This window comes from Stenotrophomonas lactitubi, assembly GCF_002803515.1.
GTDB lineage: Bacteria > Pseudomonadota > Gammaproteobacteria > Xanthomonadales > Xanthomonadaceae > Stenotrophomonas > Stenotrophomonas lactitubi.
The window spans coordinates 675,018-701,053 of record NZ_PHQX01000001.1 but is presented as its reverse complement, the minus strand read 5'-3'; the positions used below and the strand labels follow the sequence as shown (position 1 = coordinate 701,053).

28 protein-coding genes are annotated in these 26,036 nt (G+C 65.2%); 5 read left to right on the top strand and 23 right to left on the bottom strand.

Annotated elements, in window-relative coordinates:
- Positions 1–215: 215 nt before the first annotated feature.
- From CR156_RS03270 to CR156_RS03240, 8 genes are all read right to left on the bottom strand, one after another.
- Positions 216–1,898 carry a DNA primase family protein gene (locus CR156_RS03270; RefSeq protein ID WP_133120042.1) on the bottom strand — a complete coding sequence of 561 codons (1,683 nt, stop codon included), beginning with the start codon at positions 1,896–1,898 and terminating at the stop codon, positions 216–218.
- Between the two features lie 53 nt (positions 1,899–1,951).
- A complete protein-coding gene (locus CR156_RS23365; RefSeq protein WP_223224649.1) occupies positions 1,952–2,086 on the bottom strand; it encodes a ribbon-helix-helix protein, CopG family in 135 nt (44 codons plus the stop codon).
- Positions 2,031–2,291, bottom strand: coding sequence for a hypothetical protein (locus tag CR156_RS22640; protein WP_133120041.1), 261 nt, complete (start codon positions 2,289–2,291; stop codon positions 2,031–2,033). The genes CR156_RS23365 and CR156_RS22640 overlap by 56 nt, the downstream gene beginning before the upstream one ends.
- A gap of 291 nt (positions 2,292–2,582) precedes the next feature.
- The gene (locus CR156_RS03260) at positions 2,583–3,329 is read right to left on the bottom strand and encodes an N-6 DNA methylase (RefSeq protein ID WP_065178076.1); all 747 of its coding nucleotides are present in this window, start codon (positions 3,327–3,329) and stop codon (positions 2,583–2,585) included.
- A 42-nt stretch (positions 3,330–3,371) separates the two neighbouring features.
- Entirely contained in the window at positions 3,372–4,025 is a 654-nt protein-coding gene (locus CR156_RS03255; RefSeq protein WP_065178077.1) for a DNA N-6-adenine-methyltransferase, read from the bottom strand.
- Between the two features lie 170 nt (positions 4,026–4,195).
- Complete coding sequence (locus CR156_RS03250) at positions 4,196–4,834, bottom strand: hypothetical protein (RefSeq protein ID WP_133120040.1); 639 nt, start codon at positions 4,832–4,834, stop codon at positions 4,196–4,198.
- On the bottom strand, positions 4,831–5,607 hold the full coding sequence (locus tag CR156_RS03245) for a helix-turn-helix transcriptional regulator (protein ID WP_100551889.1): 777 nt from the start codon (positions 5,605–5,607) through the stop codon (positions 4,831–4,833). Before CR156_RS03245 ends, CR156_RS03250 begins: the two co-directional genes overlap by 4 nt.
- A 19-nt stretch (positions 5,608–5,626) precedes the next feature.
- Positions 5,627–7,354, bottom strand: a complete 1,728-nt coding sequence (locus CR156_RS03240) for a tyrosine-type recombinase/integrase (RefSeq protein WP_100551888.1) — start codon at positions 7,352–7,354, stop codon at positions 5,627–5,629.
- 177 nt (positions 7,355–7,531) lie between these two features.
- On the opposite strand from CR156_RS03240, the gene mutS reads away from it, so the two are divergent.
- The 3 genes from mutS to katG all read left to right on the top strand — a co-directional run bounded on the left by mutS (position 7,532) and on the right by katG (position 13,279).
- Positions 7,532–10,147, top strand: coding sequence for a DNA mismatch repair protein MutS (mutS, locus tag CR156_RS03235; RefSeq protein WP_100551887.1), 2,616 nt, complete (start codon positions 7,532–7,534; stop codon positions 10,145–10,147).
- 129 nt (positions 10,148–10,276) lie between these two features.
- Positions 10,277–10,894, top strand: coding sequence for a DUF937 domain-containing protein (locus tag CR156_RS03230; protein ID WP_089239664.1), 618 nt, complete (start codon positions 10,277–10,279; stop codon positions 10,892–10,894).
- Between the two features lie 144 nt (positions 10,895–11,038).
- Entirely contained in the window at positions 11,039–13,279 is a 2,241-nt protein-coding gene (katG, locus tag CR156_RS03225) for a catalase/peroxidase HPI (protein ID WP_100551886.1), read from the top strand.
- Between the two features lie 193 nt (positions 13,280–13,472).
- On the opposite strand, the gene CR156_RS03220 is transcribed toward katG, so the two are convergent.
- From CR156_RS03220 to CR156_RS03210, 3 genes are all read right to left on the bottom strand, one after another.
- On the bottom strand, positions 13,473–14,666 hold the full coding sequence (locus tag CR156_RS03220) for a glycoside hydrolase family 5 protein (protein WP_223880010.1): 1,194 nt from the start codon (positions 14,664–14,666) through the stop codon (positions 13,473–13,475).
- Positions 14,667–14,790: 124 nt separating this feature from the next.
- Positions 14,791–15,198, bottom strand: a complete 408-nt coding sequence (locus CR156_RS03215; protein WP_089239660.1) for an RNA-binding S4 domain-containing protein — start codon at positions 15,196–15,198, stop codon at positions 14,791–14,793.
- A gap of 9 nt (positions 15,199–15,207) precedes the next feature.
- Entirely contained in the window at positions 15,208–15,447 is a 240-nt protein-coding gene (locus CR156_RS03210) for a hypothetical protein (protein WP_100464017.1), read from the bottom strand.
- Between the two features lie 62 nt (positions 15,448–15,509).
- Between CR156_RS03210 and CR156_RS03205 the strand changes: the two genes are divergently transcribed.
- Positions 15,510–16,967, top strand: a complete 1,458-nt coding sequence (locus tag CR156_RS03205) for an MATE family efflux transporter (RefSeq protein WP_100551885.1) — start codon at positions 15,510–15,512, stop codon at positions 16,965–16,967.
- Between the two features lie 60 nt (positions 16,968–17,027).
- Here the strand turns inward: CR156_RS03205 and CR156_RS03200 are convergent, their stop codons facing one another.
- From CR156_RS03200 to ffh, 11 genes are all read right to left on the bottom strand, one after another.
- Entirely contained in the window at positions 17,028–17,435 is a 408-nt protein-coding gene (locus CR156_RS03200) for a DUF1801 domain-containing protein (RefSeq protein WP_100551884.1), read from the bottom strand.
- Positions 17,436–17,469: 34 nt separating this feature from the next.
- On the bottom strand, positions 17,470–17,904 hold the full coding sequence (locus tag CR156_RS03195; RefSeq protein WP_100551883.1) for a DUF1801 domain-containing protein: 435 nt from the start codon (positions 17,902–17,904) through the stop codon (positions 17,470–17,472).
- A 76-nt stretch (positions 17,905–17,980) separates the two neighbouring features.
- Positions 17,981–18,355 carry a DUF6404 family protein gene (locus CR156_RS03190; RefSeq protein ID WP_100551882.1) on the bottom strand — a complete coding sequence of 125 codons (375 nt, stop codon included), beginning with the start codon at positions 18,353–18,355 and terminating at the stop codon, positions 17,981–17,983.
- An 81-nt stretch (positions 18,356–18,436) separates the two neighbouring features.
- Complete coding sequence (gene rplS / locus CR156_RS03185) at positions 18,437–18,838, bottom strand: 50S ribosomal protein L19 (protein WP_099821063.1); 402 nt, start codon at positions 18,836–18,838, stop codon at positions 18,437–18,439.
- 152 nt (positions 18,839–18,990) lie between these two features.
- Positions 18,991–19,749, bottom strand: a complete 759-nt coding sequence (gene trmD / locus CR156_RS03180) for a tRNA (guanosine(37)-N1)-methyltransferase TrmD (RefSeq protein WP_100551881.1) — start codon at positions 19,747–19,749, stop codon at positions 18,991–18,993.
- A gap of 8 nt (positions 19,750–19,757) precedes the next feature.
- Positions 19,758–20,270: a ribosome maturation factor RimM gene (rimM, locus tag CR156_RS03175; RefSeq protein WP_025873820.1), complete on the bottom strand. Its 513-nt coding sequence runs from the start codon at positions 20,268–20,270 to the stop codon at positions 19,758–19,760.
- A 45-nt stretch (positions 20,271–20,315) separates the two neighbouring features.
- Positions 20,316–20,576 carry a 30S ribosomal protein S16 gene (gene rpsP / locus CR156_RS03170; RefSeq protein WP_025873821.1) on the bottom strand — a complete coding sequence of 87 codons (261 nt, stop codon included), beginning with the start codon at positions 20,574–20,576 and terminating at the stop codon, positions 20,316–20,318.
- Positions 20,577–20,721: 145 nt separating this feature from the next.
- Positions 20,722–21,504, bottom strand: a complete 783-nt coding sequence (locus CR156_RS03165; protein ID WP_100551880.1) for an aminotransferase class IV family protein — start codon at positions 21,502–21,504, stop codon at positions 20,722–20,724.
- Positions 21,501–22,577 carry an NAD(P)H-dependent flavin oxidoreductase gene (locus CR156_RS03160; RefSeq protein WP_100551879.1) on the bottom strand — a complete coding sequence of 359 codons (1,077 nt, stop codon included), beginning with the start codon at positions 22,575–22,577 and terminating at the stop codon, positions 21,501–21,503. Before CR156_RS03160 ends, CR156_RS03165 begins: the two co-directional genes overlap by 4 nt.
- 88 nt (positions 22,578–22,665) lie before the next feature.
- Positions 22,666–23,100 carry a hypothetical protein gene (locus CR156_RS03155; RefSeq protein WP_099821059.1) on the bottom strand — a complete coding sequence of 145 codons (435 nt, stop codon included), beginning with the start codon at positions 23,098–23,100 and terminating at the stop codon, positions 22,666–22,668.
- 55 nt (positions 23,101–23,155) lie between these two features.
- Complete coding sequence (gene ffh, locus CR156_RS03150; protein ID WP_100551878.1) at positions 23,156–24,532, bottom strand: signal recognition particle protein; 1,377 nt, start codon at positions 24,530–24,532, stop codon at positions 23,156–23,158.
- Positions 24,533–24,654: 122 nt separating this feature from the next.
- On the opposite strand from ffh, the gene CR156_RS03145 reads away from it, so the two are divergent.
- Complete coding sequence (locus CR156_RS03145; protein WP_089239634.1) at positions 24,655–25,449, top strand: cytochrome C assembly family protein; 795 nt, start codon at positions 24,655–24,657, stop codon at positions 25,447–25,449.
- 69 nt (positions 25,450–25,518) lie between these two features.
- Here CR156_RS03145 and CR156_RS03140 read toward each other — a convergent pair whose 3' ends face one another.
- Positions 25,519–25,983 (bottom strand): YqhG/Tai3 family protein, encoded by a 465-nt coding sequence (locus CR156_RS03140; RefSeq protein ID WP_100551877.1) that lies wholly within the window; start codon positions 25,981–25,983, stop codon positions 25,519–25,521.
- Positions 25,984–26,036: the final 53 nt, after the last annotated feature.

The following is a 26,036-nucleotide window of genomic DNA, read 5'->3' as shown; positions in this document are numbered from 1 at the left end:
GTCGCTTTAGTCACAAGCGCATCCCCTGGCAAGGTGCTTACTGGACGGCAACCGGTTGTGGCCGAAAAGCATCGCGCGCTCCTGACCGCGCCCCGATCACCCCGGTTGGCGGCCCAGGCCAGCCGGCATTGGTGGTCAGGGGAAAGTCGTCGTGGCGCACCCACAGCAACCCCTGCTTCCGAGTGCATTTAATAGGATGTCTCGGGCGAACAGCTTCACACAGGCGTTTCCAAATCTGCCATGTCCCGCAGTGGTTTGATCCCCCCAATTCGAATCTCGGCCACGCGAGGCTTCTTGCCCCCATGGGAGATTTGGTAGATGCCGGCCTCGGGAAATTTCTCGCGAACGCGCTTCCAGAAGTCCTCCGCGTTGACAGGCTTCTTGCCCAACTCTTCCAACACGTATTGGCGGTAGTCGGCGTAAATGGCCGTCTTGTCGGTGCAAACACCGCTGTCGTAGGAGGCGTCTCGGTCCGCCATGTAGGCCATGGTCGTGTCCGATTCCATTCGGTTTTGCTCGGCCAGCGCCAGCACGGCGTCGGGCAGCTTTTCGGAAAACCCGCCACGCTCCATGAGGCGCAGCGCCCCTTCCAGCACCCAGTCCAGCACCTGGGCCATTTCCTCCTCGCTTTCGGTGATCTGAAGGTGGAAGTCAGGCTCACGCTTCTTTCCATTTCCACCCTTCGCTCCCTCATGGGTCTTCTCACCCATGCGAACATTGAAGGGGATGGCCAGGACCTTTCGCCAGAACCCGTGCTCATGCCCGGAAACCGTGAACCAGGCGTTGACGCTGGCGAACAGGGTGCCGATCGGGAGCGTGGTGTATGCGTCCTTGCGCTTGGCCTCGACTTGGATGGGGTCACGGGAAATGAGCGCTTTCAGGACTTCCTGGATGGATGCGGCAAGGACCTTTGGCGTCTCCGTGACGATGTAGGCGCTCTTGCCCACCAACGGGGCCATGGCAAAAGTCCCGTCCAGCTTCTCCAGACGCAGCGACACGTTGCGGGGGTGAAGGGCGCGCAGGATGTGGAGGAACGTGGATTTGCCATTGCTGCCCGACCCAACCAGGAAGAAGGCCTTCTCAAAGCAGATCGACATCAACGAGCTGGCCACCGCCTCCTGAAGGAGTGCACGCACCTCCAGGTCGGGCTGAAAGAGATCCAGGTATTGACCGAACTTCGAATTGGGATCCAGCGGCTTGGGAGTGTAATAGCCATCGCCGTCAACCTGTTCCAGCCGCAGCTTGGCAGGGACCTGGTAAGTGATTCCATGCTCCTTGGCGGTCGCCAGCACCCGAATGCGCGCCTTGGACGGCGTCTCGTCGTTCTGAAACAGGAGTGCTTGCCGCGGGCCCAAACCCTGTCCATAGGTCGCAGAGAAAACGTCCTGATCAAAGACCTCTTCCCCATCCGCCGCTGCGCGAGCGCAACGCGGCTCGTCAGGCTTGACGATCTCAAGGTAGCCCCCCTTGAGGGGAACGATGGCCCTGCGATCGGACTTCTTGGGCAACCAGCATTTCCGATCCCCCATCAGCTCAAGCACCGCTGTGTTGATGCAGCTGGTTGCATGACCTGCGTTCGCCTTGTCCTTGCGCTCCAATCGGAGCCAGGAAAGCGCCTTGGCCGCCATGTCCTTCTCCGAGCAACGGTCCCAGTAGCCTTGCTCAGGAAGCCAGCGGAAGAAGCTGCAGTCGTCGTCGCCATCCGGCAACTTGCCGCCGATCGCATACTCCTCCGTCGCTTTCAGGTGATCGGCAAAATCGGCCTCGAATGCTTGATCGCTCAAGGTTGCCTTAGGCGCTGGTGCTCCAAAAGCCGCCTTGGGGGCCGCATTCCCACGGAAGGAAAGGACATTGCTGGGGCGCCCATTGACACCCGAAGTTGGTGTTGTATCGTTCATGTGTGTGTTGTCCGTTTTTTTGAACCCCGGTTGGCGCCGGGGTTTTTTGTTGATTACGCGGCCTGCTGGACGCGACTCATCCATTCCACCAGCGCTTGACGCATGGCTTCCGATGAAGTCTTGCCCTGGGCATCAGCCGCCGCTTGAAGCCGCCGCTTGAACGCTCGACTCACCCGCGCCTTCAACATTTCGTCTCGCGGTTGCGTCGCCTTCTTCGATGTGGGGGAGTTCGTCATTGCTCGTTTCCTGGGTGATGTGGTCCCGTTGTGGCCACAACCCCATCCAAACAGAGCCCACGAACTTGTCCAGATCGACTTCTTGACTAAAACCAGTATCTGTTGCCTCAACAGCATTTTTTGCATAAACGAGAGGCAATTCACGCTTTTCAGCCAAGGTGTAACAGGTGCTTGTTACACCCCTCGTTACGGCTGAAACCCTGACCAGACAAGGTTTGTCACGGGTGTAACAGGTGTAACAAGTAGATCCATTGATTTGAAAAAAGTGATTGGCTCTGACGCCAAAATCTCTGATGCAGCTGCAAGTAATACCTACCCACCCGTTACACCCGTTACACGCGCCTTCGCCGCTGCAAAGCCATTGAATCCATTGGACAAACTGCCGTAACAAGCACCTGTGACGGGTGTAACGGGTGCTTGTTACGGCGAGAACAGAGACCACGCCTGACTAAACAGCCATCATCCTCTTCCGGCGCAACAACTCCTCCATCGTTCCATTCCACCGGTTGGTGGCGTAACCCAGCTTCCGTGGGCCAGCCAGGGCATTTCCCACCCAGAGATCGACATGCTTGAGCGGGGAGTAGTGCAGCACCTGGGCTGCCTGCAGCTGCAAAGCGGTCATCGCCACGCAGAACGGATCCAAATCAATGGCACTCACCTCGATCGTGTCGGTGGCAAGTTCTTTCATTAGCGAACGAATCTGACCCAACAGCAACCCACCGGCACCGCATGCCGGCTCGTGGATCCTGATGCGGCGAGGACTTGCCGAATGAGGTTTGACATGCCGAGAAAGAGCGACTTGCAATTCCACCATGTCTGGCGGCGTAAAGAACTGACCAAGTCCTTCTCCGCGCTTGGTGGCCAAGAACTCGGCATGCACCCATACCAACACGTCTTCGAATGGTCGGCACTCGATCACCAGTTCCATGTAGGCCCTGAGGGCATGAGCCAAGGGCTCCACGGGAGGGCTGTGCTCCTTCAACGTCCGAAAACCAAGTTCGGGGCCGTAGAAGGAAGCATCCAGCTCATTGAGCGCCGACTTCTTACCCGCAAGAATTAAACCCACCAAGGCATGCTGGACAAACAATTCCATGGCCTCACGGGCGTTCCAGGGACGGTTCGGCCGCGTGGGGATTTCGCGGATCGCCTTGAGCAGTTTACTGGCCATCTTCAAAGACATTTCCTTATGCATCATGAGATCTCTCCATCAAAGATGCGCAAAGCGGCGTCGGTCTGATTACTCATCGTTGGCACTCCCCTGATTGGAATTGGCCACCTGTGCTACCCGCTGGATGGCAAAGAACTTCCCGAGCAGCACACCGCTTGCTTGCGCTTGCTGAAGGTGCCCTGCTGCGCGCTTGCCGTAAGCCACCACCAATGATCCCGACGGCGCTGCCGTGCCGGTGGTTCCGTCGGGACGCACAAACTTCAGCCTCCCACGGGTCAACAGAATCGCCGTGGCGTTAGGGTGGGAAAGCACGCAGTCGTGCATCCATCCCGTCTCCATGCTGACCGGCACCAGGGCGATACCGCCGCCGGGGTGGTTTGCCAGCTTGCTCAGCCACTTCTCCATCCCTTTTCCGTAGGGCGGGTTCATCCACACGAACGCTTGCGAGGGCCACGGCGTGAGCAGGCCATCCTGACTCGGCGGGATCATTCGGCGGGCCGTGGGCGCCGGCAGCCGCGACGGATCTTCGGGCGTGCAAGGATCGAGGTCAAAGCCGCGCTTGCCCCCCAGCGCCTTGACAATGGCAGGCGGGGTATACCAATCCACGCTCGTGTGGGCTTTGTCGCTTGCCTTGTAGCAAACGGAGGTGAGCCGGGTGGGCTTAGACACCGACAGGCGCTTGGGTCGGGTGGCCAGTTTGAATTGAAGAACGTTGGACTGCATGTCGATCCCGCATGTCGTTCCCAATCGGAACGGACACGAGATTGCAGTTCTGGCCCTGTAGGCCACCCATGCGAAAACGCCGCTTTATCGGGACAACTGTCCCGACAACGGCCTAGAAGCGTTGGTGCGCCTTACTCATGCGTTTCCCGACAAAAAGTCGGGAATGGGGTTTAGTCGGCGGCTTTCGCGGCGCTCTCGGCGGCGGAGTGGAGCACGCCCATGGCCCAGTCGTGGAAGGGCTGACGCGCTTCGCTGCTCACCCACGGGGCGTCCAGCGCTTCAAGCAGCGTGAGCGCACGCGCGGGCAGTTGTGGATGAAGCGAAGCAAACCCCACCAGGCGATCGGCGTCGTTGTAAGCCCAGGCAAGGTCCTTTTTCAGGCCTTCAACGCCGAGCTTCTTCAGCAAGGCCACGACGTCGTCGAGGCGTTGCGCCAAGACGTTGGGCGGAATGCATTCGGCACCGGCGTAAGGCTCCACGGCTTGAACCAGCGGCAACGTGGACCGGGTCATGCGTTCGGCACCGCCGCAACGCTCCACCGATGACCACCGGTATTGCGCCCCTTGGCGGTTGCTTTTGACGGGCCTGTATTCCGGGATCAGCCCTTCGTTTCGTTGCCGGCGCTTCTTCAGCGCGTCCTTCGAGATGCCCAGCATGTAGGCAGCCACGCCAGGGCCGACCCATTCCAGCTTGCCTGACTTTGCCCTGGAAAACTCTTCATCTTCAGCCGCTGTCAACGCCAGAGGCTTCGGCTTCTTCGACGGCCGGCCAGGGCGCCCGCCGAGAATGTCTGGATCGCGCGGGCTCAAAGCCGCCCCCTTGTTTTTTCGAACGGCCGCACGGGCTTTGGCTCGTGGTTCGCGCTGTCCCACCGCTCGTCCAGATCACTGGCAAGCTGCCGCGACCGTGCGGCCTGGATGGCCTGCTCGGTGCCGGTGAGCACGGCCACAAACGCATCCTGGTAAGCCTGACGTGCCTCCGTGCTTGCCCAAGGCTGGGCCAACGCTTCTTCCAAGGTTCCTTCCCACTGGTCCTCATCGGCGGCGTTGAACGTGGTGTCGTCCACCGCCCATGCGTGGCCTGCGATGCGCCCACCCAGGGTGACCCAAGGCTGGATCTCCAGCACGTCGGCCAGCGAGGCGTAAGCCACCACGCCCAACCGCCGCGCCCGGGCCCGGGCCTTGGCCAACCGGTCCTCAGCCTCTTTCAGCGCGATCAAGGCTTCGATGCGTTCGGCTTTGCGGACCACGTCGTCCGCGTCGGTGCGTTTGCCGCGCGTGATGGGTTCACCGCTGCGGCTGGCCAAGAACGCGTCCAGCGCGTCCAAGCTGAAACCCAGGTGCTGGTTTCGAGCCATCGTGCCGGCCTTTGCCGGGTTCTGCATGGGCTGGGGCCCTTGGCCTTCGCGCACCCACTCCCTCAAGGTTGTGTGGTGCACGCCGACGTAGTGCGCAGCCGCTTTGGTGCTGATCTTGGCTCGCAACCCTTGTTTGGCCTCGGCAATCTCCTGGCGCCATTTATTGGCGTCGGTGACCGGCGAGGCGAGATCGGGATCACGTTGTAAGGGGAAAGAGCCATCCATGGCCCCATTCTATCGGTGGCTATTGTTGCGGAGTAGCCGTGTCGTTGCGCGGAGGGAGCAGCGGCCAGTCCACCGGTTTGAGCATGTTGTAGAACGCGGGCGAACTCGACGCCATCAACTGCTCCACCCGCTGCAGTGCATCCTGGAGTTCAAACCATTCCGGCTCCTGGTAACGCACCGAGGACTTGGACCCCTCGTCCTCGCCGTCCTTCTTCTGCGGAAGGTGATTGAACAGCCGGCTGGTGATGCGGTTGGAGATCCCAACGCGCGTTGCATAGCGCCCCAAGGTCCGCCGCAGGTCGTGCGGGGTGGGCCCAAATTCCACCGACAGCTTTTCCCCCAAGCCTTTCATGATGGCCTTGCTGTCTTTGTAGTGGCCTTCTGCCGCCCGCGAGCTGCGCGCCGGATACACCCACCGCCCCCGAGGTTCTTCCACCGGCAGGCGTTGATCAAACCGACGCTTGATGAGCTGGAGCGAGAACGGGCCCAACGGCATGCTGTGGTCGCGTTTGTTCTTCGTTTTTGCAAAATAAACCTGCGGGCCAGGCTTCTTGGTGAGCGGGTTCACCGACACGCGCCCCTCTCGCCGGGCCTTGGGGTCCATCTCATCCAGCCACACCCAAGACTGGGTTTCCCGCTCGACCGGGGTGAGCCGGTCGAACCACGCCAGCTTCGCCGTCTCGTTGCGCCGCGCGCCCAGGAACAAGGTGGTGAGTAGGTAGTAAACGCCGCTTTCGTTCTGCCCCCGCTGGGCTTCGCGCCGGCTCCACAGGTAGTCGATGGCCCGACCCAGCGTGTTGTCTTCGCTTCCCAACGGGTTTCGGACGCGTGCTTTCTCGTAGTAGACGTGAAGGCCCGCGGCGTCGCGCATCCGCCCCTCCTCCCACAGCACGCCAAAGTCATTTCCGAACAGCACCGCCTTGCGCTCGGCCTTCTTGGCAGCGCGGGCCTCTTTGTCCACCGCGTAGTTGATCGCTCGAAACGCGGTGGAGAAGGTCTGTTCGGCTGCCGACACCCCCGCCGCCCGAATGCGGGTGCGCATGGCCTCGCTGTCAACGCCCAACTTGGCCAGCTCTTCGTCGGTCAGCTCCACCCGCCCCACCCGCGCCATGGCGTCCTTGATGGGCTGGGACAACCGGTTGGAATGCAAGGCGGCCGACAGGCGGGTGGCCTCGAAGGCTTTGCTGACCTTGTCTTCGTCCAGTTCCATGATCGGGGTGTGGCCGATGCCCACCTCCGGCCGCTCCAAGCGGGCCATGGAATTGGTCAACGCCTTGAGGGTGCCCGCGGTCGCCGGACGGGTCCGACGGGCCAGCATGTCGTGGTAGAGCTGGATCGCTTGGTTAACGGTCAGCGCCTTGGTGGCTTGGATCGACAGTTCCTTCTCCGCCAGTGCCTTGGGGTGCTGCCCCTCCTTCTTGGCCCCGGCCACCTTCACCCCGGCAAGGTCGTGGGCGTCCTTGAGGGCCAGTTCGCTGGTGTCCCCCACGCTGATTCGCATGACCTTGCCACCGATCTTGCGCTGAACTTCATAAGTGGATTTGAGCTTGCCCACGAACACCCCAAACCCAATGGGCGCGCCTGGGGATCCATCGAGGAACCGCCATTGCTTGCCGTCGGGGTTGGGTTCGAGCACCGCATACCCCTTGGCGTTGGTGACGACCGCACCGCTCTTGTCTAGCTTCGGGCGCAGGGTGCTGCGAAGCTGTCTCAGCTGTTCAGGGGTGAGCTTCAGTCGGAATGCCATGGCGACCACTGTCCTTTGGATGAATGTCGCGGCACGCTGCCCGGTGCCGGGTAGCCAAATTCTGGCATGAATCGGCCCCTGCAGGGATTTGGCTACCCTTGGCTACTACAATGGTCTCCAAACCCTTCCACTAGCACCTACTCACCACCACTTCCGCTTTGTGAAAATGCGCTCTAAATGACTGATAAAAAAGAACAATCCAAAAAATCAACGGTCTCGTCAGAGCATACGCCACTCATGAAGCAGTTCTTCGCAGCCAAGTCCGACTATCCGGACCTGCTGCTGTTCTTCCGCATGGGCGACTTCTACGAGCTGTTCTACGACGACGCGCGCAAGGCCGCGCGCCTGCTCGACATCACCCTGACCCAGCGCGGCAGCTCCGGTGGCGCACCGATTCCGATGGCCGGTGTGCCGGTGCACGCCTATGAGGGCTACCTGGCACGGCTGGTGGCGCTGGGCGAATCGGTGGCGATCTGCGAACAGATCGGCGACCCGGCACTGGCCAAGGGTCTGGTCGAACGCAAGGTGGTGCGCATCGTCACCCCCGGCACCGTCACCGACGAGGCGCTGCTGGACGAGCGCCGCGACACCCTGCTGATGGCCCTGTCGCGCAACAAGAGCGGCTATGGGCTGGCCTGGGCCGACCTGGCCGGCGGCCGATTCCTGGTCAACGAAGTCGACACCGATGACGCGCTGGAGGCCGAGCTGGCCCGTCTGGAACCGGCCGAACTGCTGGTGCCGGATGAAGAGAACTGGCCCGACTTCCTGCGCCAGCGCAGCGGCGTGCGTCGCCGCGCGCCGTGGCTGTTCGACGCCGACAGTGGTCGCCGCCAGCTGCTGAACTTCTTCAAGCTGCACGACCTCAGCGGCTTCGGCATCGACGACAAGCCGCGCGCCACGGCCGCTGCCGGCGCCCTGCTCGGCTATGTCGAGGAAACCCAGAAGCAGCGCCTGCCGCACCTGACCTCCATCTCGATGGAGACCGCCAGCGAAGCGATTGCGATGAATGCGGCAACGCGACGCCATCTGGAGCTGGACACCCGCGTCGACGGCGATACCCGCAACACCCTGCTCGGCGTGCTCGACAGCACGGTGACGCCGATGGGTGGCCGTCTGCTTCGCCGCTGGCTGCATCGGCCGCTGCGCCTGCGCGAGGTGCTGGTGCAGCGCCACCACGCGGTGGAGACACTGATCGACCGCGGCAGCGACGCCGACATCCGCGAGCAGTTCCGCCGCCTCGGCGACCTGGAACGCATCCTCACCCGCGTCGCCCTGCGCTCGGCACGGCCGCGCGACTTCTCGACCCTGCGCGATGGCCTCGGCCTGCTGCCGGCCGTACGCGAGGTGCTGGCACCGCTGGATTCACCGCGACTGCAGACCCTGCACGCCGCGCTCGGCGAGCACGACGAGTGCGCGCACCTGCTGGCCAGCGCCATTGCCGAAATGCCACCGCTCAAGCTCAGCGATGGTGGCGTGCTGGCCGATGGCTTCGACGCCGAGCTGGATGAACTGCGCCGCCTGTCGACCCACGCCGACCAGTTCCTGGTCGACCTGGAACAGCGCGAGCGCGAGAGCAGCGGCATCGCCACCCTGAAGGTCGGCTACAACCGTGTGCACGGCTACTACATCGAAATCAGCAAGGGCCAGTCCGAGCGCGCGCCGGTGCATTACACCCGCCGCCAGACACTGACCAACGCCGAGCGCTACATCACCGAAGAACTGAAGGCGTTCGAGGACAAGGTGCTGTCTGCCCGCGACCGTTCGCTGTCGCGCGAGAAGTATCTGTACGAGCAGCTGCTGGACACGCTGGGCACGCAGCTGGAACCGCTCAAGCAGTGCGCCGCCGCACTCAGCGAACTGGATGTGCTGGCCGCCTTCGCCGAGCGTGCGCAGGCGCTGGACTGGGCGCGTCCGGAACTGCAGGCCGGGCCGTGCCTGAAGATCGAACGCGGCCGCCATCCGGTGGTGGAAGCGGTGCGTGACCAGCCGTTCGAGCCCAACGATCTGGACCTGCACCCGGACCGTCGCATGCTGGTCATCACCGGCCCGAACATGGGCGGTAAATCGACCTACATGCGGCAGAACGCGCTGATCGTGCTGCTGGCCCACATCGGCAGCTTCGTGCCGGCCAGCCGCGCGTTGATCGGCCCGATCGACCGCATCCTGACCCGCATCGGCGCAGGCGACGATCTTGCCCGCGGGCAGTCGACCTTCATGGTCGAGATGGCTGAAACCAGCTACATCCTGCATCACGCCACCGCACATTCGCTGGTGCTGATGGACGAGATCGGCCGCGGCACCTCCACCTACGATGGCCTCGCCCTGGCCGACGCGGTGGCGCGCCACCTCGCCTACGAAAACCGCTGCTACACGCTGTTCGCCACCCATTACTTCGAACTGACCGCGCTGGCCGACGAACAGCACGAGGGCGGCCGCAGCGGCATCGCCAACGTGCATCTGGATGCCGTGGAGCACGGCGAAGCGCTGGTGTTCATGCACGCGGTGAAGGACGGCCCGGCCAACCGCAGCTTCGGCCTGCAGGTGGCTGCCCTTGCCGGCCTGCCGCGTGCCACCGTGGCACAGGCGCGTCGACGCCTGGCCGAGCTGGAGCAGCGCGGCGGCGAAAGCCATGCTGCCGAGCTCGCCCCGCAGGCGCTGGATGCACCGCAGCAGTTCGGACTGTTCGCCGCCCCGCCGAACAAGGCGCAGGAGGCGCTGGCCGCGCTCGACCCGGACGAGCTGACGCCGAAGCAGGCACTGGAAGCGCTGTACCGGTTGAAGGCGCTGCTGTAATCCCGGCCGCCGGGCATGGCCCGGCGCTACCGTTGTAGAGCCGAGCCCACGCTCGGCTGCCTTTCGCACTTCCGTCGTGTACACGGCGTTATGCTCGGGCGGTTCGTCCTTCACAGACCGGAGACCGCCATGAACACCGAATCCCTCGCTGCATCCCTCTTCCAGCAGCTGCAGCAGGGCCAAGGCCTGCAGCAGGTGTCGCAGCAGCTCGGCCTGGACAGCAGCCAAGCCACCCAGGCCGTCGGCAGCGCCCTGCCCCTGCTGCTCGGCGCGATGGGCCAGAACGCCAGTGAGCCGCAGGGTGCGCAGTCCCTGCTCAATGCCCTGCAGCGCGACCACCTCGGTTCGGCCGGCGGCGGCGGTGGAGGTTTCGATCTCGGCAGCATCCTCGGCGCGGTGATGGGCGGCGGCGGCGGCAACGCCACAAACGGCGCCGGCATCCTCGGCCATGTATTCGGTGGGCAGACCTCACAGGCGGCCGAAGCGCTGGGCCAGAAGACCGGCCTGGACAGCGGCAAGTCCAGTCAGCTGCTGGCGATCCTCGCCCCCATCGTCATGTCGTTCCTGGCCCAGCGGTTTGCCCAGAGCGGCAACGCCGGCCAGCTCAGCCAGGCCCTGGGCCAGGAAGCACAGCAATCCGGCGGCGGCATCGGCAGCCTGCTCGGCGGTGCGCTCGACCAGGACGGCGATGGCCAGTTCGGCGCCAGCGATCTGCTCAAGCTCGGCGCGGGCCTGCTCAAGCGCTGATCGCGCACAACGATCCAAGCGCTGCCAACCATAGGCAGCCACTATCGCAGCGGTTGAATCAATCGAATTTACCCATCGTTAGGCGATGCCTATGGTGGGTAAGCGATCTGATTCCCTCATTCGCCAGTCCACAGGTAGAGACCCATGAAAAGCGAAGCGAAGTGCCCGTTCAACCATGCCGTCGTCGGTGATGCGACGACCAACCGCGACTGGTGGCCGAACCAGCTGCGCGTGGACCTGCTCAACCAGCACTCCACGCGCTCCAATCCCCTTGATGCGGGCTTCGACTACGCCACGGCCTTCAACGGGCTGGACTACAGCGCGCTGAAGGCCGACCTGAAGGCGTTGATGACCGACTCGCAGGACTGGTGGCCGGCCGACTTCGGTCACTACGGCGGCCTGTTCATCCGCATGGCGTGGCACAGCGCCGGTACCTACCGCATCGACGATGGCCGTGGCGGCGGTGGCCGCGGCCAGCAGCGCTTCGCTCCGCTCAACAGCTGGCCGGACAACGTCAGCCTGGACAAGGCGCGACGCCTGCTGTGGCCGATCAAGCAGAAGTATGGCCAGGCCATTTCCTGGGCCGACCTGCTGATCCTGACCGGTAACGTCGCACTGGAATCGATGGGCTTCAAGACGCTCGGCTTTGCCGGCGGCCGTCCCGATACCTGGGAGCCGGACCAGGATGTGTACTGGGGCCGCGAGACCACCTGGCTCGGCGGCGACGTGCGTTACAAGCACGGCTCGGAGGGTGTGGAAGAGAACCACGGCGTGCTGGTGTCCGATGACGACGCTGATGGCGACGTGCATTCGCGCAAACTGGAAAACCCGCTGGCCGCCGTGCAGATGGGCCTGATCTACGTGAACCCGGAAGGCCCGGACGGCAATCCCGATCCGGTGCTGGCCGCGCATGACATCCGTGACACCTTCGGCCGCATGGCGATGGACGATGAAGAAACCGTCGCCCTGATCGCCGGTGGTCACAGCTTCGGCAAGACCCACGGTGCCGGCCCGGCCGACAACGTCGGCAAGGAACCAGAAGCAGCGGGCCTGGAAAGCCAGGGCCTGGGCTGGGCCAACAGCTTCGGCAGCGGCAAGGGTGGCGACACCATCACCAGCGGCCTGGAAGTCACCTGGACCCGCACCCCCGCACAGTGGAGCCATGACTTCTTCGAGATCCTGTTCGGCCACGAGTGGGAGCTGAGCAAGAGCCCGGCTGGCGCTCACCAGTGGGTCGCCAAGAACGCGGATGCGGTGATCCCCGATGCGCACGATCCGTCGAAGAAGCACCGCCCGACGATGCTGACCACCGATCTGTCGCTGCGCATGGATCCGGCCTACGAAAAGATCTCGCGGAAATTCCTTGCGGATCCGCAGGCCTTCGCCGATGCGTTTGCCCGCGCCTGGTTCAAGCTGACCCATCGCGACATGGGTCCGCGTGCGCGCTATCTCGGCCCGGAAATCCCCGCCGAGGAATTCATCTGGCAGGACCCGGTGCCGGAAGCGAAGCACCCGCTGATCGACGCCAAGGACATCGCCGCGCTGAAGCAGAAGATTGCGGCGACCGGCCTGAGCGTGGCTGAGCTGGTGTCCACGGCATGGGCCTCGGCGTCGACCTTCCGCGGCTCGGACAAGCGCGGTGGTGCCAACGGTGCGCGCGTGCGCCTGGCGCCGCAGAAGGATTGGGCGGTGAACCAGCCACAGCAGTTGGCCAAGGTGTTGGCCGCGCTGGAAAAGGTCCAGGCCGAGTTCAACGACTCGGGCAGCAAGCAGGTGTCGCTGGCCGACCTGATCGTGCTGGCCGGTGGCGTCGGCATCGAGCAAGCGGCAAAGGCCGGCGGCCACGACCTGAGCGTGCCGTTCACCCCGGGCCGCACCGATGCCAGCCAGGAGCAGACCGACGTCGAATCGTTCGCGGTACTGGAGCCGGCTGCCGATGGTTTCCGCAACTATCTCAAGGGCGCTTACAGCGTGCCTGGCGAGGCGCTGCTGATCGACAAGGCTCAGCTGCTGACCCTCACCGCACCGGAAATGACCGCGCTGGTCGGTGGCCTGCGCGTGCTCGGCGCCAACGTCGATGGCGGTAAGCACGGCGTGTTCACCAACCGCCCCGGCACGTTAAGCAACGACTTCTTCGTCAACCTGCTGGACATGGGCACGACCTGGAAGGCGACCGGCCGCGAAAGCTATGAAGGCCGCGGCCGCAACGATGGCGCTGCACGCTGGACCGGCACCCGTGCGGATCTGGTGTTCGGCTCCAACGCCGTGCTGCGTGCATTGGCCGAGGTGTATGCCAGTGCCGATGGCGAGAAGAAGTTCGTGCAGGATTTCATCGCCGCCTGGACGCGGGTGATGGAGCTGGACCGCTACGACCTGCACGGCTGACATGCTCTGGTAGGTGCCAACCTTGATTGGTACACAACACAACGCCCACCAAGGTGGGCGACTACCAGAGCGTTCGCACCCTGCCCTGGTAGATGCCGACCTTGGTCGGCACGCGGCACACGGCACAACGCCCACCAAGGTGGGCGTCTACCGATGCAACCGCCGGGCGTGGCCCGGCGCTACCGCGTAGGCGTCAGCGCGCTCCGGCCTTCAGCCGCTCCAGAATCGGTGCGAACAGCGGCGCCTGCATCGAACGCGGCGGCTGCACGGCTTCGCCCTTCTCGACGGCCTGCCAGTACGATCCCGGCAGCGGCTTGTCGCCCAGTTCGTAGTCCATGCCGTCCCAGCCGTCTTCGCGGAATGCGTAGAACGCCCAGTGCACCTTCTGCTGCTCGGCCACGTCCAGTACATCGCGCAGGTAGCGGCCGCAGTCCGGCCAACGTCGCATGCAGCCGAACTCACCGATCACCATGCGGTTGGCGCCGATGCCATGGGTCTTCGCCCAGTCCATTGGCTGCTGCAGGTAGCTGCGCACGCGCACGGCGTCCCAGCGCTCGCTGCGGTCGCCGAACGGCACTTCCGCGGGATAGCGGTACGGCGTGCTGCGCTTCTGGTTCGGCGCACTGGTGGCCGCATACGGCTCGTACATGTGCACGCTGTACAGCAGCTTCGCGTCGTCCAGCGGCGCAGGCCAGTAGTCGAACGCATCGGCCGCGGCATACCAGCCGGCATCAAGCATCAACGGTATCTCTGCATCGACTTCGCGCACGCTGGCCACCAATTCCATGTACAGCTGGCGCAGATCGCGCGGCCCGCCCTGCACGCCCGCATACCACTTCAGCATGTCCTCGCGGGAGGCATGTTCGGCCAGCGTGGTGGCGTATTCCGGCGCCGGCTCATTGATCAGGTTGTAGCCGGCCAGCGCCGGATGCCCTTTCAGTGCGGTGGCCAGGTCACGCCAGAAGCGCTGCGCAGGTGCGTGGTTGTCGAAGGACTGCCACAGGCGCTGGTCGACCACGTCGCCGTTCTTCTGTTTCCAGCGCAGCAAGGGCAGCGACAGCGGCACCAGCACCACCTTCAGGCCCACGGCATTGGCGTCATCCAGCGCGCGACGCAGGGTCTCCACATCGGCCGGCACCAGTCCTTGATAGTGGTCGGCATCGCCCATCAGGAAATCGCGGCCGCCGGCACTGCGCCATTTGTCCGGGGTCAGTCGCACCCAGGTGGCGCCGGTCGCACGCAACGCCTGGAAATAGGCCTTGTCCGGCGGCGCTTCGTTGAAGCTGTTGCCACCGCGCTGCGGGGTATCCCAGAAGGTGATGTCGGCGGCGAACACCGGGACGGCGGCGGACAGGGCCAGGCACAGCAGGCTGCGGCGCAGGAACATGGTGGGCTTCCATGAAGAGGACGTTCCAACGTGCGGGGCGCAAGCCGAACGGTGGCTGAGCGCAGGCGGCACAGCGCCCACCAAGGTGGGCGGCTACCAGAGCGCTTTCAGTCCGGCCACTGCGTCACAACGCATCGAGATCACCCAGGGCGCGGATCAACCGGCGTGCGCGCTTGTCCGGTTTGTGCTCCGGCGCCTGGTAGCCATCACGCGCGGCAATGCGCAGCGCTCGCAGTTCGGCACGACGCGCTTTGGAGGCCTCGCTCTCGGCATACAGCTGCTGCGCCACCGGCGCCGGTCCGCGCTGGTCGCTCAGGCCCAGCACCTGGATCTCGAAGTGTTCTTCACCGCGATCGACCAGCAGCTGCTCCCCCACACGCACCGCGCGCGAGGATTTCGGGCGCTGCCCGGCCACGGATACCTTGCCGGTCTCGATCGCCTGTTTTGCCAGGCTGCGGGTCTTGAAGAAGCGGGCCGCCCACAGCCAGATGTCCAGACGGACGCTGGGCGCCAACGGGGAAAGCTCGGACATCGGTAGGGACTACTCCGTTCGCTTGTTCAGGGGGCGCGGATTGTCGGGGTCGGTACGGCAACCAGTGCCCCCGATCAATGCCGGCGTTCCGGCCGCCAGATCCTGGCGCTGGCTGCCGACCAGGCACTCGGGGCGGTCGGTCGGCCGCACCTGGGTATCGCCCAGCCGGTCACCTGACGAACATGCGGCCAGTGCCGCTGCGATCAAGGCCACCGCGATCATCCGCATCGCCTGCTGTCGTTGATGCATTGCCACATCCTGCAAACCGGCTTGATGCTAGTGTGCGCCTCCCGGTAATCGATCACCACTCCATGGCCAAAGCGCCGCTTGACCTGACCTCCGGCCCGATCGGCCGCAACCTGCTGCTGTTCGCGCTGCCGATCCTGGCAGGCAACATCGCGCAGTCGCTGAACGGCTCGGTGAATGCGGTATGGGTGGGGCGCTTCCTCGGCGAAGCGGCACTGACCGCGACCGCGAACGCCAACAACATCATGTTCTTCCTGATCGGTTCGGTGTTCGGCTTCGGCATGGCCTCGACCATCCTTATCGGCCAGGCCATCGGCGCGCGCGACATCGCCCAGGCGCGGCGCGTGGTCGGTACCAGCGCCACGTTCTTCATCGGCCTGTCGGTGATCATCGCCATCGCCGGCTGGTTCCTGGCCCACCCGCTGCTGGCGGCGATGGGCACGCCTGCCGCCTCGCTGCCGTTGGCCGAGGCCTACCTGCGCATCATCTTCCTGGCGATGCCGACGCTGTACGCCTTCGCCTTCCTCAGTGCGGCGCTGCGTGGCGCCGGCGATTCGCGCACGCCCTTCCGCTTCCTGCTGGTCTCGGTGGTGCTGGACATCGCCCTGAACCCGGTGCTGATCTTCGGCATGGGGCCGTTCCCGGAACTGGGCATCGCCGGCTCGGCCTGGGCCACGCTGGTGTCGCAGACGCTGTCGCTGGCCGGCCTGCTGCTGTACATGCGGCACAAGCGGCACACGCTGTGGCTGGGCCGCGCCGACATGCACCTGTTCAAGCTGGACATGACCATCCTGCGTGCGCTGGTGATCAAGGGCGTGCCGATGGGCCTGCAGATGGTGCTGATCTCGCTGTCGGTGATCATGCTGATGACGATGGTCAACCAGTACGGCACCGACACCGGCGCGGCCTACGGTGCGTCGCTGCAGCTGTGGAACTACGTGCAGATGCCGGCGATGGCGATCGGTGCGGCGTGTTCGTCGATGGCCGCGCAGAATGTCGGTGCGCAGCGCTGGGACCGCGTGCGCGGTACCGCACGCCAGGGCATCCTGTTCAACTTCCTGCTGACCGGCGCGTTGATCCTGCCGCTGGTGCTGCTGGACCAGTATTCGCTGGCCTTGTTCCTGCCGCAGGGCAGCGAGTCGCTGCAGATCGCGCGGCACCTGAACCACATCGTGATCGGTTCGTTCCTGTTCTTCGGCGTCAGCTTCGTGATCTCCGGCGTGGTGCGGTCCACCGGCGCGGTGCTGCCGCCGCTGCTGATCCTGGCAGCGTCGCTGTGGGGCGTGCGCGTGCCATTCGCCGAATTCCTGCAGCCGTACTGGGGCGCCGACGCGATCTGGTGGAGCTTCCCGGCCGGTTCACTGGTGTCGATGCTGCTGTCGCTGGCGTATTACCGCTGGGGTGGCTGGCGCAAGGCGAGGATGATCAGCAAGCCGGTGCACGCGGAGGAACTGGCCACGCCATCGGAGATTCCGGCCTGCCCGCCGTCGCCGGTGGCCGACCCGGATGCTGTGACCCGGTAGCGCCGGGCCACGCCCGGCGAGCGCAGCGGTTGCCAGAAATCCGCCGGGCATGGCCCGGCACTACCGCTTTTTCTTCGTGGCGTTGTGCTTTGCGGCCGCACGCATCAGGGCTTTGAACGCCGCGGCATTCGGCATTTCGCCTTCGTGGATGTCGATCGCGCGGCGCGTGCCGCCTTCCAGGCTGGCATTGAACAGGCCCTTCGGATCCGGCAACGCAGCGCCGTGGGCGAAGGTCAGCTTCACCGCCTGCTTGTAGCATTCGCCGGTGCACAGGATGCCGTTGTGTTCCCACACCGGAGTGCCGCGCCACTTCCAGGTTTCCTCCACGTCCGGCAGCGCCTCGTGGATCAGCGCGCGCACGCGGGCGAGGATGTCGCCGCGCCAATCACCGAGCTCGGCAATACGAGCATCGATCAGTGCGGCGGCGGGGAGAGCAGCATCTGCGGGATCGGTCTTCTGCGTGGCCATCGTGTGGTCTCGTACGGGGAAAGATCCTTGAGAACTACATGCGTTCGCCGGGCAGCTCGCTGGCCTGCCGCACCCAGTTGAGGAACCGCGCCTCGTCCAGCACGCCATCCTCAAGGATGTGCAGGTAGCGCGTGTCGGCGCTCCTGGACGGTTCCGGCGGAACAGGCTGCAACCGCGCACCGCGGAAGAAGGCGACCTTGATGTAGCGGGCGAAGCAATGAAAGCTGAGGAACCAGCCCTCGCCGGCAGCGACGCCGTACATCGGCGAGTTCCATTTCACCGCCTTGTGCACGCCGGGCACGGCCTGCTCGATCAGTGCATCCAGACGTGCACCGACGGCCTGTTTCCAGTCCGGCATGGCGGCGATGTAGGCCTGCACGGGCGCATCGCCCTCACCCTTGGCGATCTGCGGATTACCGCCGGACAGCAGCTTCGGCGCAGCACTGTTGGCGGTTCGCTTGGCGGACATCGCAGGGGCCATGGGGGTTGAAGGCCCGAGCGTACGCCGCCGCCCGGCAGCGGTCACGGCGCACTGCGCCATGGCCTCAGAGGCTGCGGCGGAACTGCTGCCAGGTGGGCAGTTTGCGGGTCCCGCGCAGGAACCACATCAGGGTGGCCATCACCAGGCCGAACATTACGCCTGCCAGCACGCCAGCAAGCACCAGCAACGCCATTGCCGGGGCCCTGCCCTGCCACAGCAGCAGCCACATCAGCACCGTCCAGAACACGCCGAACAGCAGGCCCTGCAGCAGCGTATTGGTCAGGAACCCGGCCAGTATCGGCGGTGGCAGCGCGATACCCAGCCGCCACAGCATGCGGTGCAGCAGAGGGGCCGCTTCCCGCCGCGGAACGCCGGAACCGTCCAGGAAGCGCAATGCCACCTGGATGTCGGCCGGGTATCGATGGTCGGTCTCATCCATCCCTTGAAACTAACGAGGCGACACCACAAACGCAAACGGCCGCCCGAAGGCGGCCGTCGCGGCAACAACCGAAGTTGTTTATCAGCCCTTGGTTGCCAGACGGGCAACCTTGGCGGCAGCAGCAGCAGCCAGATCTTCCTTGATGCGGGCAGCCTTGCCTTCCAGGCCACGCAGGTAGTACAGCTTGCCGGCGCGGACCTTACCACGACGCTTCACTTCGACCGAGTCGATGATGGCGCTGTGGGTCTGGAACACGCGCTCGACGCCGTAGCCGTGCGAGATCTTGCGCACGGTGAACGAGGAGTTCAGGCCGCCGTTCTTGGTCGCGATGACAACGCCTTCATAGGCCTGCACGCGCTCGCGGGCACCTTCCTTCACCTTCACGTTGACGACAACGGTGTCGCCCTGGCTGAACTGCGGCAGTTCACGGGTGATCTGGGCGGATTCGAATTCCGCGACGATGGACTTGTTCAGCTTGCTCATGGGTTACACCGATTCATTGTTCGGGTGGGCGTGTCATTCGACAGCGTGGGCTCATGCAGTCACCGGACTGTGCTGCACGTTTGTTTTGGGTATTGCACGCCAGCCTGGGCCGGCGGTAATTGGCCATGATAGCCGATAAAGCGGGGCTGGCGCTAGGGCCTGCCCTTTTCTGCCGGGGCCTGGCGGGCCAGGGCCAGCAACTTGCGGTCGGCCTTGCCCAGCGCCTGTTCATCCAGCAGGTCCGGGCGCCGCTGCGCGGTACGGATCAACGACTGCTGCCGGCGCCAGGCGGCGATGGCGGCATGGTTGCCCGAGCGCAGCACGTCCGGCACGTCACCCAGCGGATGCTGGGCCGGCTGGCTGTAATGTGGGCAGTCGAGCAGGCCGAGGTCGCCCTCGAAACTGTCCTGCGCGGCCGATTCGGCGTCATTCAAGGCGCCTTCCTGCAGCCGGGCCACCGCGTCGATGATGACCGCAGCCCCCAGCTCGCCACCGGACAGCACATAGTCGCCGAGGGAGATCTCCTCATCGACATCGGCGGCCAGGAAACGCTCATCGATGCCTTCATAGCGGCCGCAGAGCAGGACCATGCGCGGCAATGCCGCCAGTTCCCGCACCTTGGCCTGGGTCAGTGGTGCGCCCTGCGGGCTGAGATGGATCACCCGCGCAGGCGTCGGATCGGCGTCGCGGATCGCCTGCAGGCAGGCCTGCAGCGGTTCGATCAGCATCACCATGCCCGGGCCACCGCCGAACGGACGATCGTCCACCCGGCGGTAGTTGCCCTCGGCGTAGTCACGGGGATTCCAGCCATGCAGGCTGAACAACCCCTTTTCCTGCGCACGGCCGACCACGCCCAGCCCAGCGGACTGGGCGAGGAAATCGGGGAACAGGGTGATGACGTCGAAACGCATGCTTACACTCAGAACTCGGGGTCCCAGTCGACCACGACCAGATTGGCCTCGAAGTCGACGGATTTGACGAACTCCGGCACGACGAACGGAATCATCCGCTCGCGATCGCCGCGTACGACCACCACATCGTTGGCGCCGGTACTGAACAGGTGCGAGACCTGGCCGAGGGCAACGCCTTCGACGGTCTTCACATCCAGGCCTTCCAGATCGACCCAGTAATACTCGTCGGCATTCGGCGGCGGCAGCGCACTGCGGGCCACGAAGACCTCGGTGCCATGCATCGCCTCGACCGTGTCGCGATCCTCGATGCCCGGGAAACGGGCCACCAGGTGCTTGCCGGTATCCCGGCCACGGGCGCCTTCAAGCGTCGATTCCTGCCCGTTGGGGCTGCGCAGGATCCACGGTTGGTAACGGAAAATAGCGGAACGCGGCTCGGTCCAGGACTCGAGCTTTATTTCGCCGCGCACACCAAAAGCGCCGACAATCCTGCCAAGCAGGATGCGGCGCTCGTTATCTTTCATCTGCGTTCAATCAGATGGGCCGCACCAGGGCGCGGCCCGTCAGGATCAGGCCGCAGCGGCCTGGGACTTGCTCGCTTCCTTGATCAGGTTGCGAACTTTCTCGGTCGGCTGGGCGCCGTTCTTGACCCAATGGTCAACGCGGGCCAGGTCCAGCTCGATGCGCTTCTCGCCACCCTGTGCAACCGGGTTGTAGAAACCAACGCGCTCGATGTTGCGGCCGTCGCGGGCGCTGCGGACGTCGGTGACGATGATGTGGTAGAACGGACGCTTCTTGGCGCCGCCGCGGGTCAGTCGAATCTTGACCATGGTGGTTTTTTCCTATTGCCCAGTCGCCAGGATGGCGCGGTAAGCGGGCGATTATAGCGGCAGATTCCGGCCGAGCCAACCCCGCGGAAAAACGGACCTGCCCGGTAGCGCCGGGCCATGCCCGGCGGCTTTCAGGACTTCCCGTTCAGGAAAGCGGCTGCCAGGGCACCCGCGCCAGCACCGCCCTGCCCTGCTCGGCCAGCGCCTGCGAACCCGGCAGCGCTTGACCGTCGATGGCGTCCAGCGCCCACAGCCCGCTGGCGTTGCAGGCGAAGGCGGCCTGCATGCCGGCCAGCGCATCCAGCCGCAACGGGCGGGCCTGCTGTGGACCCTCCCAGCCCGCCTGCAGCAGCGCTTCAGCGGTTCCCCGCAGCGCAGGCGCCTGCGGCCAGACCAGGTGTTCGCCGTCATGCACGGCCAGGTTCCAGGTCGTGCCCTCGGTGATCTGCCCATCGGCAGTCACCAACAGCGCATCGTCGAAGCCGGCAGCCAGCGCAGCACGGCGCTGGGCGAACAGGCCGAACGTGCCGACATGCTTGATCTGCGGCAGCTCGCGCTGCCATGTCACGCTGCGCACGCGCTTGGGCGCCGTCAGCGCGACCGGCGCGGAGACGGCAACCAGTACATCCACCGGTACGCTGGCCAGCGGATCGCGGAAATCGAAACGGCGCGAGAACACCGTGACCCGCATCGATGCATCGATCTGGCCGGCCTGCTGCAGCGCCTGCGCCATCCACGCTTGCACCTGTGCGACATCAAGCGCGCTGCCGAACAACGCCTGCGTTGCCCGCGCCAGCCGTTGCAGATGCAGATCGAGACCCTGCACCGCGTGGCCGCGCACCTGCAGCGAGGTGAAGTGGCCATAGTTGGTCAGCGCCGGCAACAGGTCTTCGACCCGCGCCGTGGCGCCGTTGCAGGTCACCGTCATCGCAGCAGTGCCTGCGCCTGATCCCACATGCCACGCAGCACGTCGGCGGCCGGCGCTGCCGGTGCCATCCACGCCGACTGCCCGGCCCAGGCCTGCATCGCAGCAAGCCGGTTTTCCTGCGTGGCCTGCTTGCGCATCGGTCCGGTCAGGCCACGCTGCACCGGATACGGGCGCGGCGCGGGTGCGCCCTCGGTGGCAGCGGCACGCACGTAGGCGGTCGCCAGCCCACGCCCCAGACGCCCGCTGAAAGCGCGGGTCGGCCAGGTGTCTTCGGGTTCGCTGCGGGCCAACGCATCGGCCCATGCCGGTGCCACCGCTGCTTCGGGTGTGCGCAGGAAGGCCGTGCCGATCTGCACCGCGCTGGCTCCGAGCATCAAGGCAGCAGCAATGCCGCGACCATCGCCGATTCCCCCCGCAGCGATCACCGGAATCTTCAGGTTGTCCGCCAGCCGCGGCAGCAGCGCAAACAGGCCGACCAGCTGCTGCTCGGCACGCATCGGATCGAAGGCACCGCGATGGCCACCGGCTTCAGCACCTTGCGCGACCACGGCGTCAGCACCCGCATCCTGTGCAGCGCGCGCTTCGGCCAGCGTCGTAGCGCAGGCGATCCAGGCGATGCCCGCACCCTTCAACTGCTGCACATGACGCGGCGACAGCACACCCATGATGGTCGAGGCCACCGCCGGGCGTGCCGCCAGCAGCGCACTGAACTGCTCCTCGAAATCGGCAGGCGTGGCATCCGCTGCGCTCGCCGCAACCTCCGGCCCCCACTGCCCCAGGAATGCACGCGTGGCGGCCTCGGCGGCCACATCGCGCACCGGCGCGGGATCGGGCAACCACAGGTTCACCTGCGCCGGCCCGCTGGACGCGGCCCGGAAGTCCTGCATCCATCGGCCGATATCCGCCGCGGGCGACAACACGGCGCCCATCGCGCCCATGCTGCCAGCGTTGGCCAGCGTGGCGGAAAGTGGAACCGGACAGGCGCCGGCCATCGGTGCCAGCAGGATCGGCAGCTGCAATGAAAAACGCCGACAGAAATCGTCGGCGCGTTCGAGAATCGGCGAAAGGCTCACGCGACGCACCTGTGGGAGGAGTCGCTGCCAGCATACGCCAGACATTGTTGCCGGGAGCGTCGCATCGGGCGATCCGCTCCCGCGTTGCTCAGCGTGCAGACACCGCGTAGGTGCGGACCAGCTGGCTGTCCATTTCTTCGTTGAACTTGAACGTCACATAGCGCGCGTCATCAGCGGCGAACTCTTCCTCGGCGCTGGCGCGGCCGATCTCGGTGCCCTCGGCATCCAGTGCGCGCGCCACCAGCTTGCCCTTGAAGGCCTTGTCGGCCACCACGTAGACCGCTGCGTCCTTGGAGCCCATGCCGCGGCTCTTGCCCAAGGTGACGGTGAGCCCGCGCGCAGCCAGGCCCGGATCGGCCTGCAGCGTCACGTTCATCTTCTTGTCCACGCCCTCGCCCAGCCCGGCGACGAAATCGGCAGCGGTGCCGCTGATGGCACTGCCGGCCTTCTGCGACACGGAGGTGTCGTCCTTGCAGGCAACCAGGCCCAGGGCCAGCGCCATCACCACGATCGACTTGTTCATGCACATTCCTTTGATTGATTCCGCGGGTTGTTCAAGCGTTCGATACAGCAAGCGCTCAGCGGAACGGCATGCCACGGCCGCCCATGGCGCCCATCATGCCCTTCATGCTGCGCATCATGCCCTTCATGCCGCCGCCGGCCATCTTGCTCATCATCTTTTCCATCTGCATGTACTGCTTCATGAGCTTGTTGACGTCGGCCGGGGTCACGCCCGAGCCCTTGGCGATGCGGGCGCGACGCGAGCCGTTGAGCAGGTTCGGGTTGCGCCGTTCCTTCTTGGTCATCGAGCCGATGATGGCGATCATGCGCGGCACTTCCTTGCCCTGGCTGACCTGCTGCTTGAGGTGCTCGGGAATCTGGCCCAGGCCCGGCAGCTTGTCCATCAGGCCGCCGATGCCGCCCATGTTCTGCATCTGCTCGAGCTGGTCGCGCATGTCGTTCAGATCGAACTTCTTGCCCTTGGCGACCTTCTCGGCCAGCTTCTGCGCCTTGTCCTTGTCGACCTGCTGCTCGACCTGCTCGACCAGCGACAGCACGTCGCCCATGTCGAGGATGCGGCTGGCGATACGGTCCGGGTGGAACACGTCCAGGCCTTCCGGCTTTTCGCTGACACCGACGAACTTGATCGGCTTGCCGGTGATGTAGCGCACGCTCAGCGCGGCGCCGCCACGGGCGTCACCATCGGTCTTGGTCAGCACCACGCCGGTCAGCGGCAGTGCATCGCCGAAGGCCTTGGCGGTATTGGCCGCGTCCTGGCCGGTCATGGCGTCGACCACGAACAACGTTTCAGCCGGGTTGACCGCAGCGTGCAGGGCCTTGATCTCGGCCATCATCGCTTCGTCGATGGCGAGGCGACCGGCGGTATCGACCAGCAGCACGTCGACGAACGACTTGCGTGCATCGTCGATGGCGGCGCGGACGATGGCTTCCGGCTTCTGGTCGGCGCTGGACGGGAAGAACAGCACGCCCACCTGCTCGGCCAGCGTCTTCAGCTGCTCGATCGCCGCCGGACGGTAGACGTCGGCCGAGACCACCATCACCTTCTTCTTGCGCTTTTCCTTCAGGTGCTTGGCCAGCTTGCCGACCGTGGTGGTCTTGCCGGCGCCCTGCAGGCCCGCCATCAGGATGATGGCCGGAGCGGGAACGTTGAGGTTCAGGTCGCTGGCTTCGGCGCCCATCACCGCGGTCAGCTCGTCGCGCACGACCTTGATCAGGGCCTGGCCCGGGGTCAGCGACTTCAGCACTTCCTGGCCGACCGCACGCACCTTGATGCGCTCGATCAGGGCCTGCACCACCGGCAGCGCGACGTCGGCTTCGAGCAGCGCGATGCGGACCTCGCGGGTCGCCTCGCGGATGTTCTCTTCGGTCAGGCGGCCACGGCCGCGCAGGCGCTCGATGGTGCCGGAAAGGCGCTGGGTCAGGGACTCGAACATGCGGCGCAACCTGTCTGAAAGCGGGGGACAATAAGGCCCACAGTATAACGGGTCCACCGCGCTCCCCGGACTGCGACGCCAGGCCCGTCGCCAGCACCCCGGGGGTATGCGAAACTTCAACGATGACAATCGTTCTCATCGCCGTCCTGCTCTACCTGGCCGCCAGCGCCCTGCTGGTGCGCGCCCTTGGTCGCAACGACGGGGTGACCTCGCCTGTGTGGCTGTGGCCTGCGCTGCCGGCGATGCTGCTGCATGGCGGCTACCACGTGCTGGTGGCGATGCGCACGACCGGCGGACCGGACATGCACTTCTTCGCCGCGCTGTCGCTGGTGGGTCTGGGCATGGCCTGGCTGACCTCGCTGGTGGGCGCGCGCGGGCGCATGTCCACGTTGGGCGTGGTGGTGTTCCCGCTGGCCGCGCTGCTGCTGGTGGTCTATCACAGCTACGGCCACGAACCGAGCAAGCTGCTGGGCTGGCGTCTGGCCAGCCACGCCTGGTTGGCGCTGCTGGCCTACGCCACGTTGAGCATCGCAGCGCTGCTGGCGATCATGCTGTGGCTGCAGGAACGGGCGCTGCGTCGCCGTGAATTCCGTCCGTGGCTGCGTGCGCTGCCGCCGATGGCCGACCTTGAATCGCTGCTGTTCCGGGTGATCACCGTCGGCTTCGCCCTGCTGACCCTGACCCTCGTCACCGGCGTGCTGTTCGTCGACGACCTGCTGGCGCAGAAGCTGGTGCACAAGACGGTGCTGAGCGTGCTGTCGTGGATCGTGTTCGGCGTGCTGCTGATCGGCCGCCGTCGCTACGGCTGGCGCGGCACGAAGGCGGTGCACTGGACGCTGACGGCGATGCTGTTGCTGCTGCTGGCGTTCTTCGGCAGCCAGTTCGTGATCGAACTGGTGTTCGGGCATTCGCGATAGAGGCGTGCCGGCCGCCGGCCGGCAATCGGAGCACAGTAGATCCACGCCATGCGTGGATGCCCCAGATGCTCAGGGCACCGGCTGGGCCAGGATCCTGCGCACCGAGCGGCCACTGTTGGTGAGGATGTCATCGACCTGCCAGCAGCCCTCGCCCTTGCGCACCATCGGCAACCTCGTCACGTAGGCCTTGTTCCAAACCGAGTAGCGCATCTCGACCTGGCCCGCCGTGGCTGACGCCTGCTTCCAGCTGTAGCGCACGGGGCCGTCGATATCCCCGTCCTGCGCGTCCAGCCACGGATCGGAATCGATCGTGCAGATGCCCTCTTCGCGCATCTGGCAGGCACGCTCGGCGTGCAGCGACTTGGCAAATGCCGCGCTGACCAGTGCCTGCGGCGGCTGCAGCAGATCGCCCTTGCCGGTGGTCGCTTCGAAGAAGGCCCGTGCTACGTCGGCCGGTTGCTGGCAGGCAGGCGCAGCCTGCACGGCGGGGGCCAACAGCAGGCTGACGATCACCAACATCCCTGTCTTTCGCATGTATTTCTCCTTGAGGTAGTGCCGGCCGCTGGCCGGCAACACAGGATCTCATG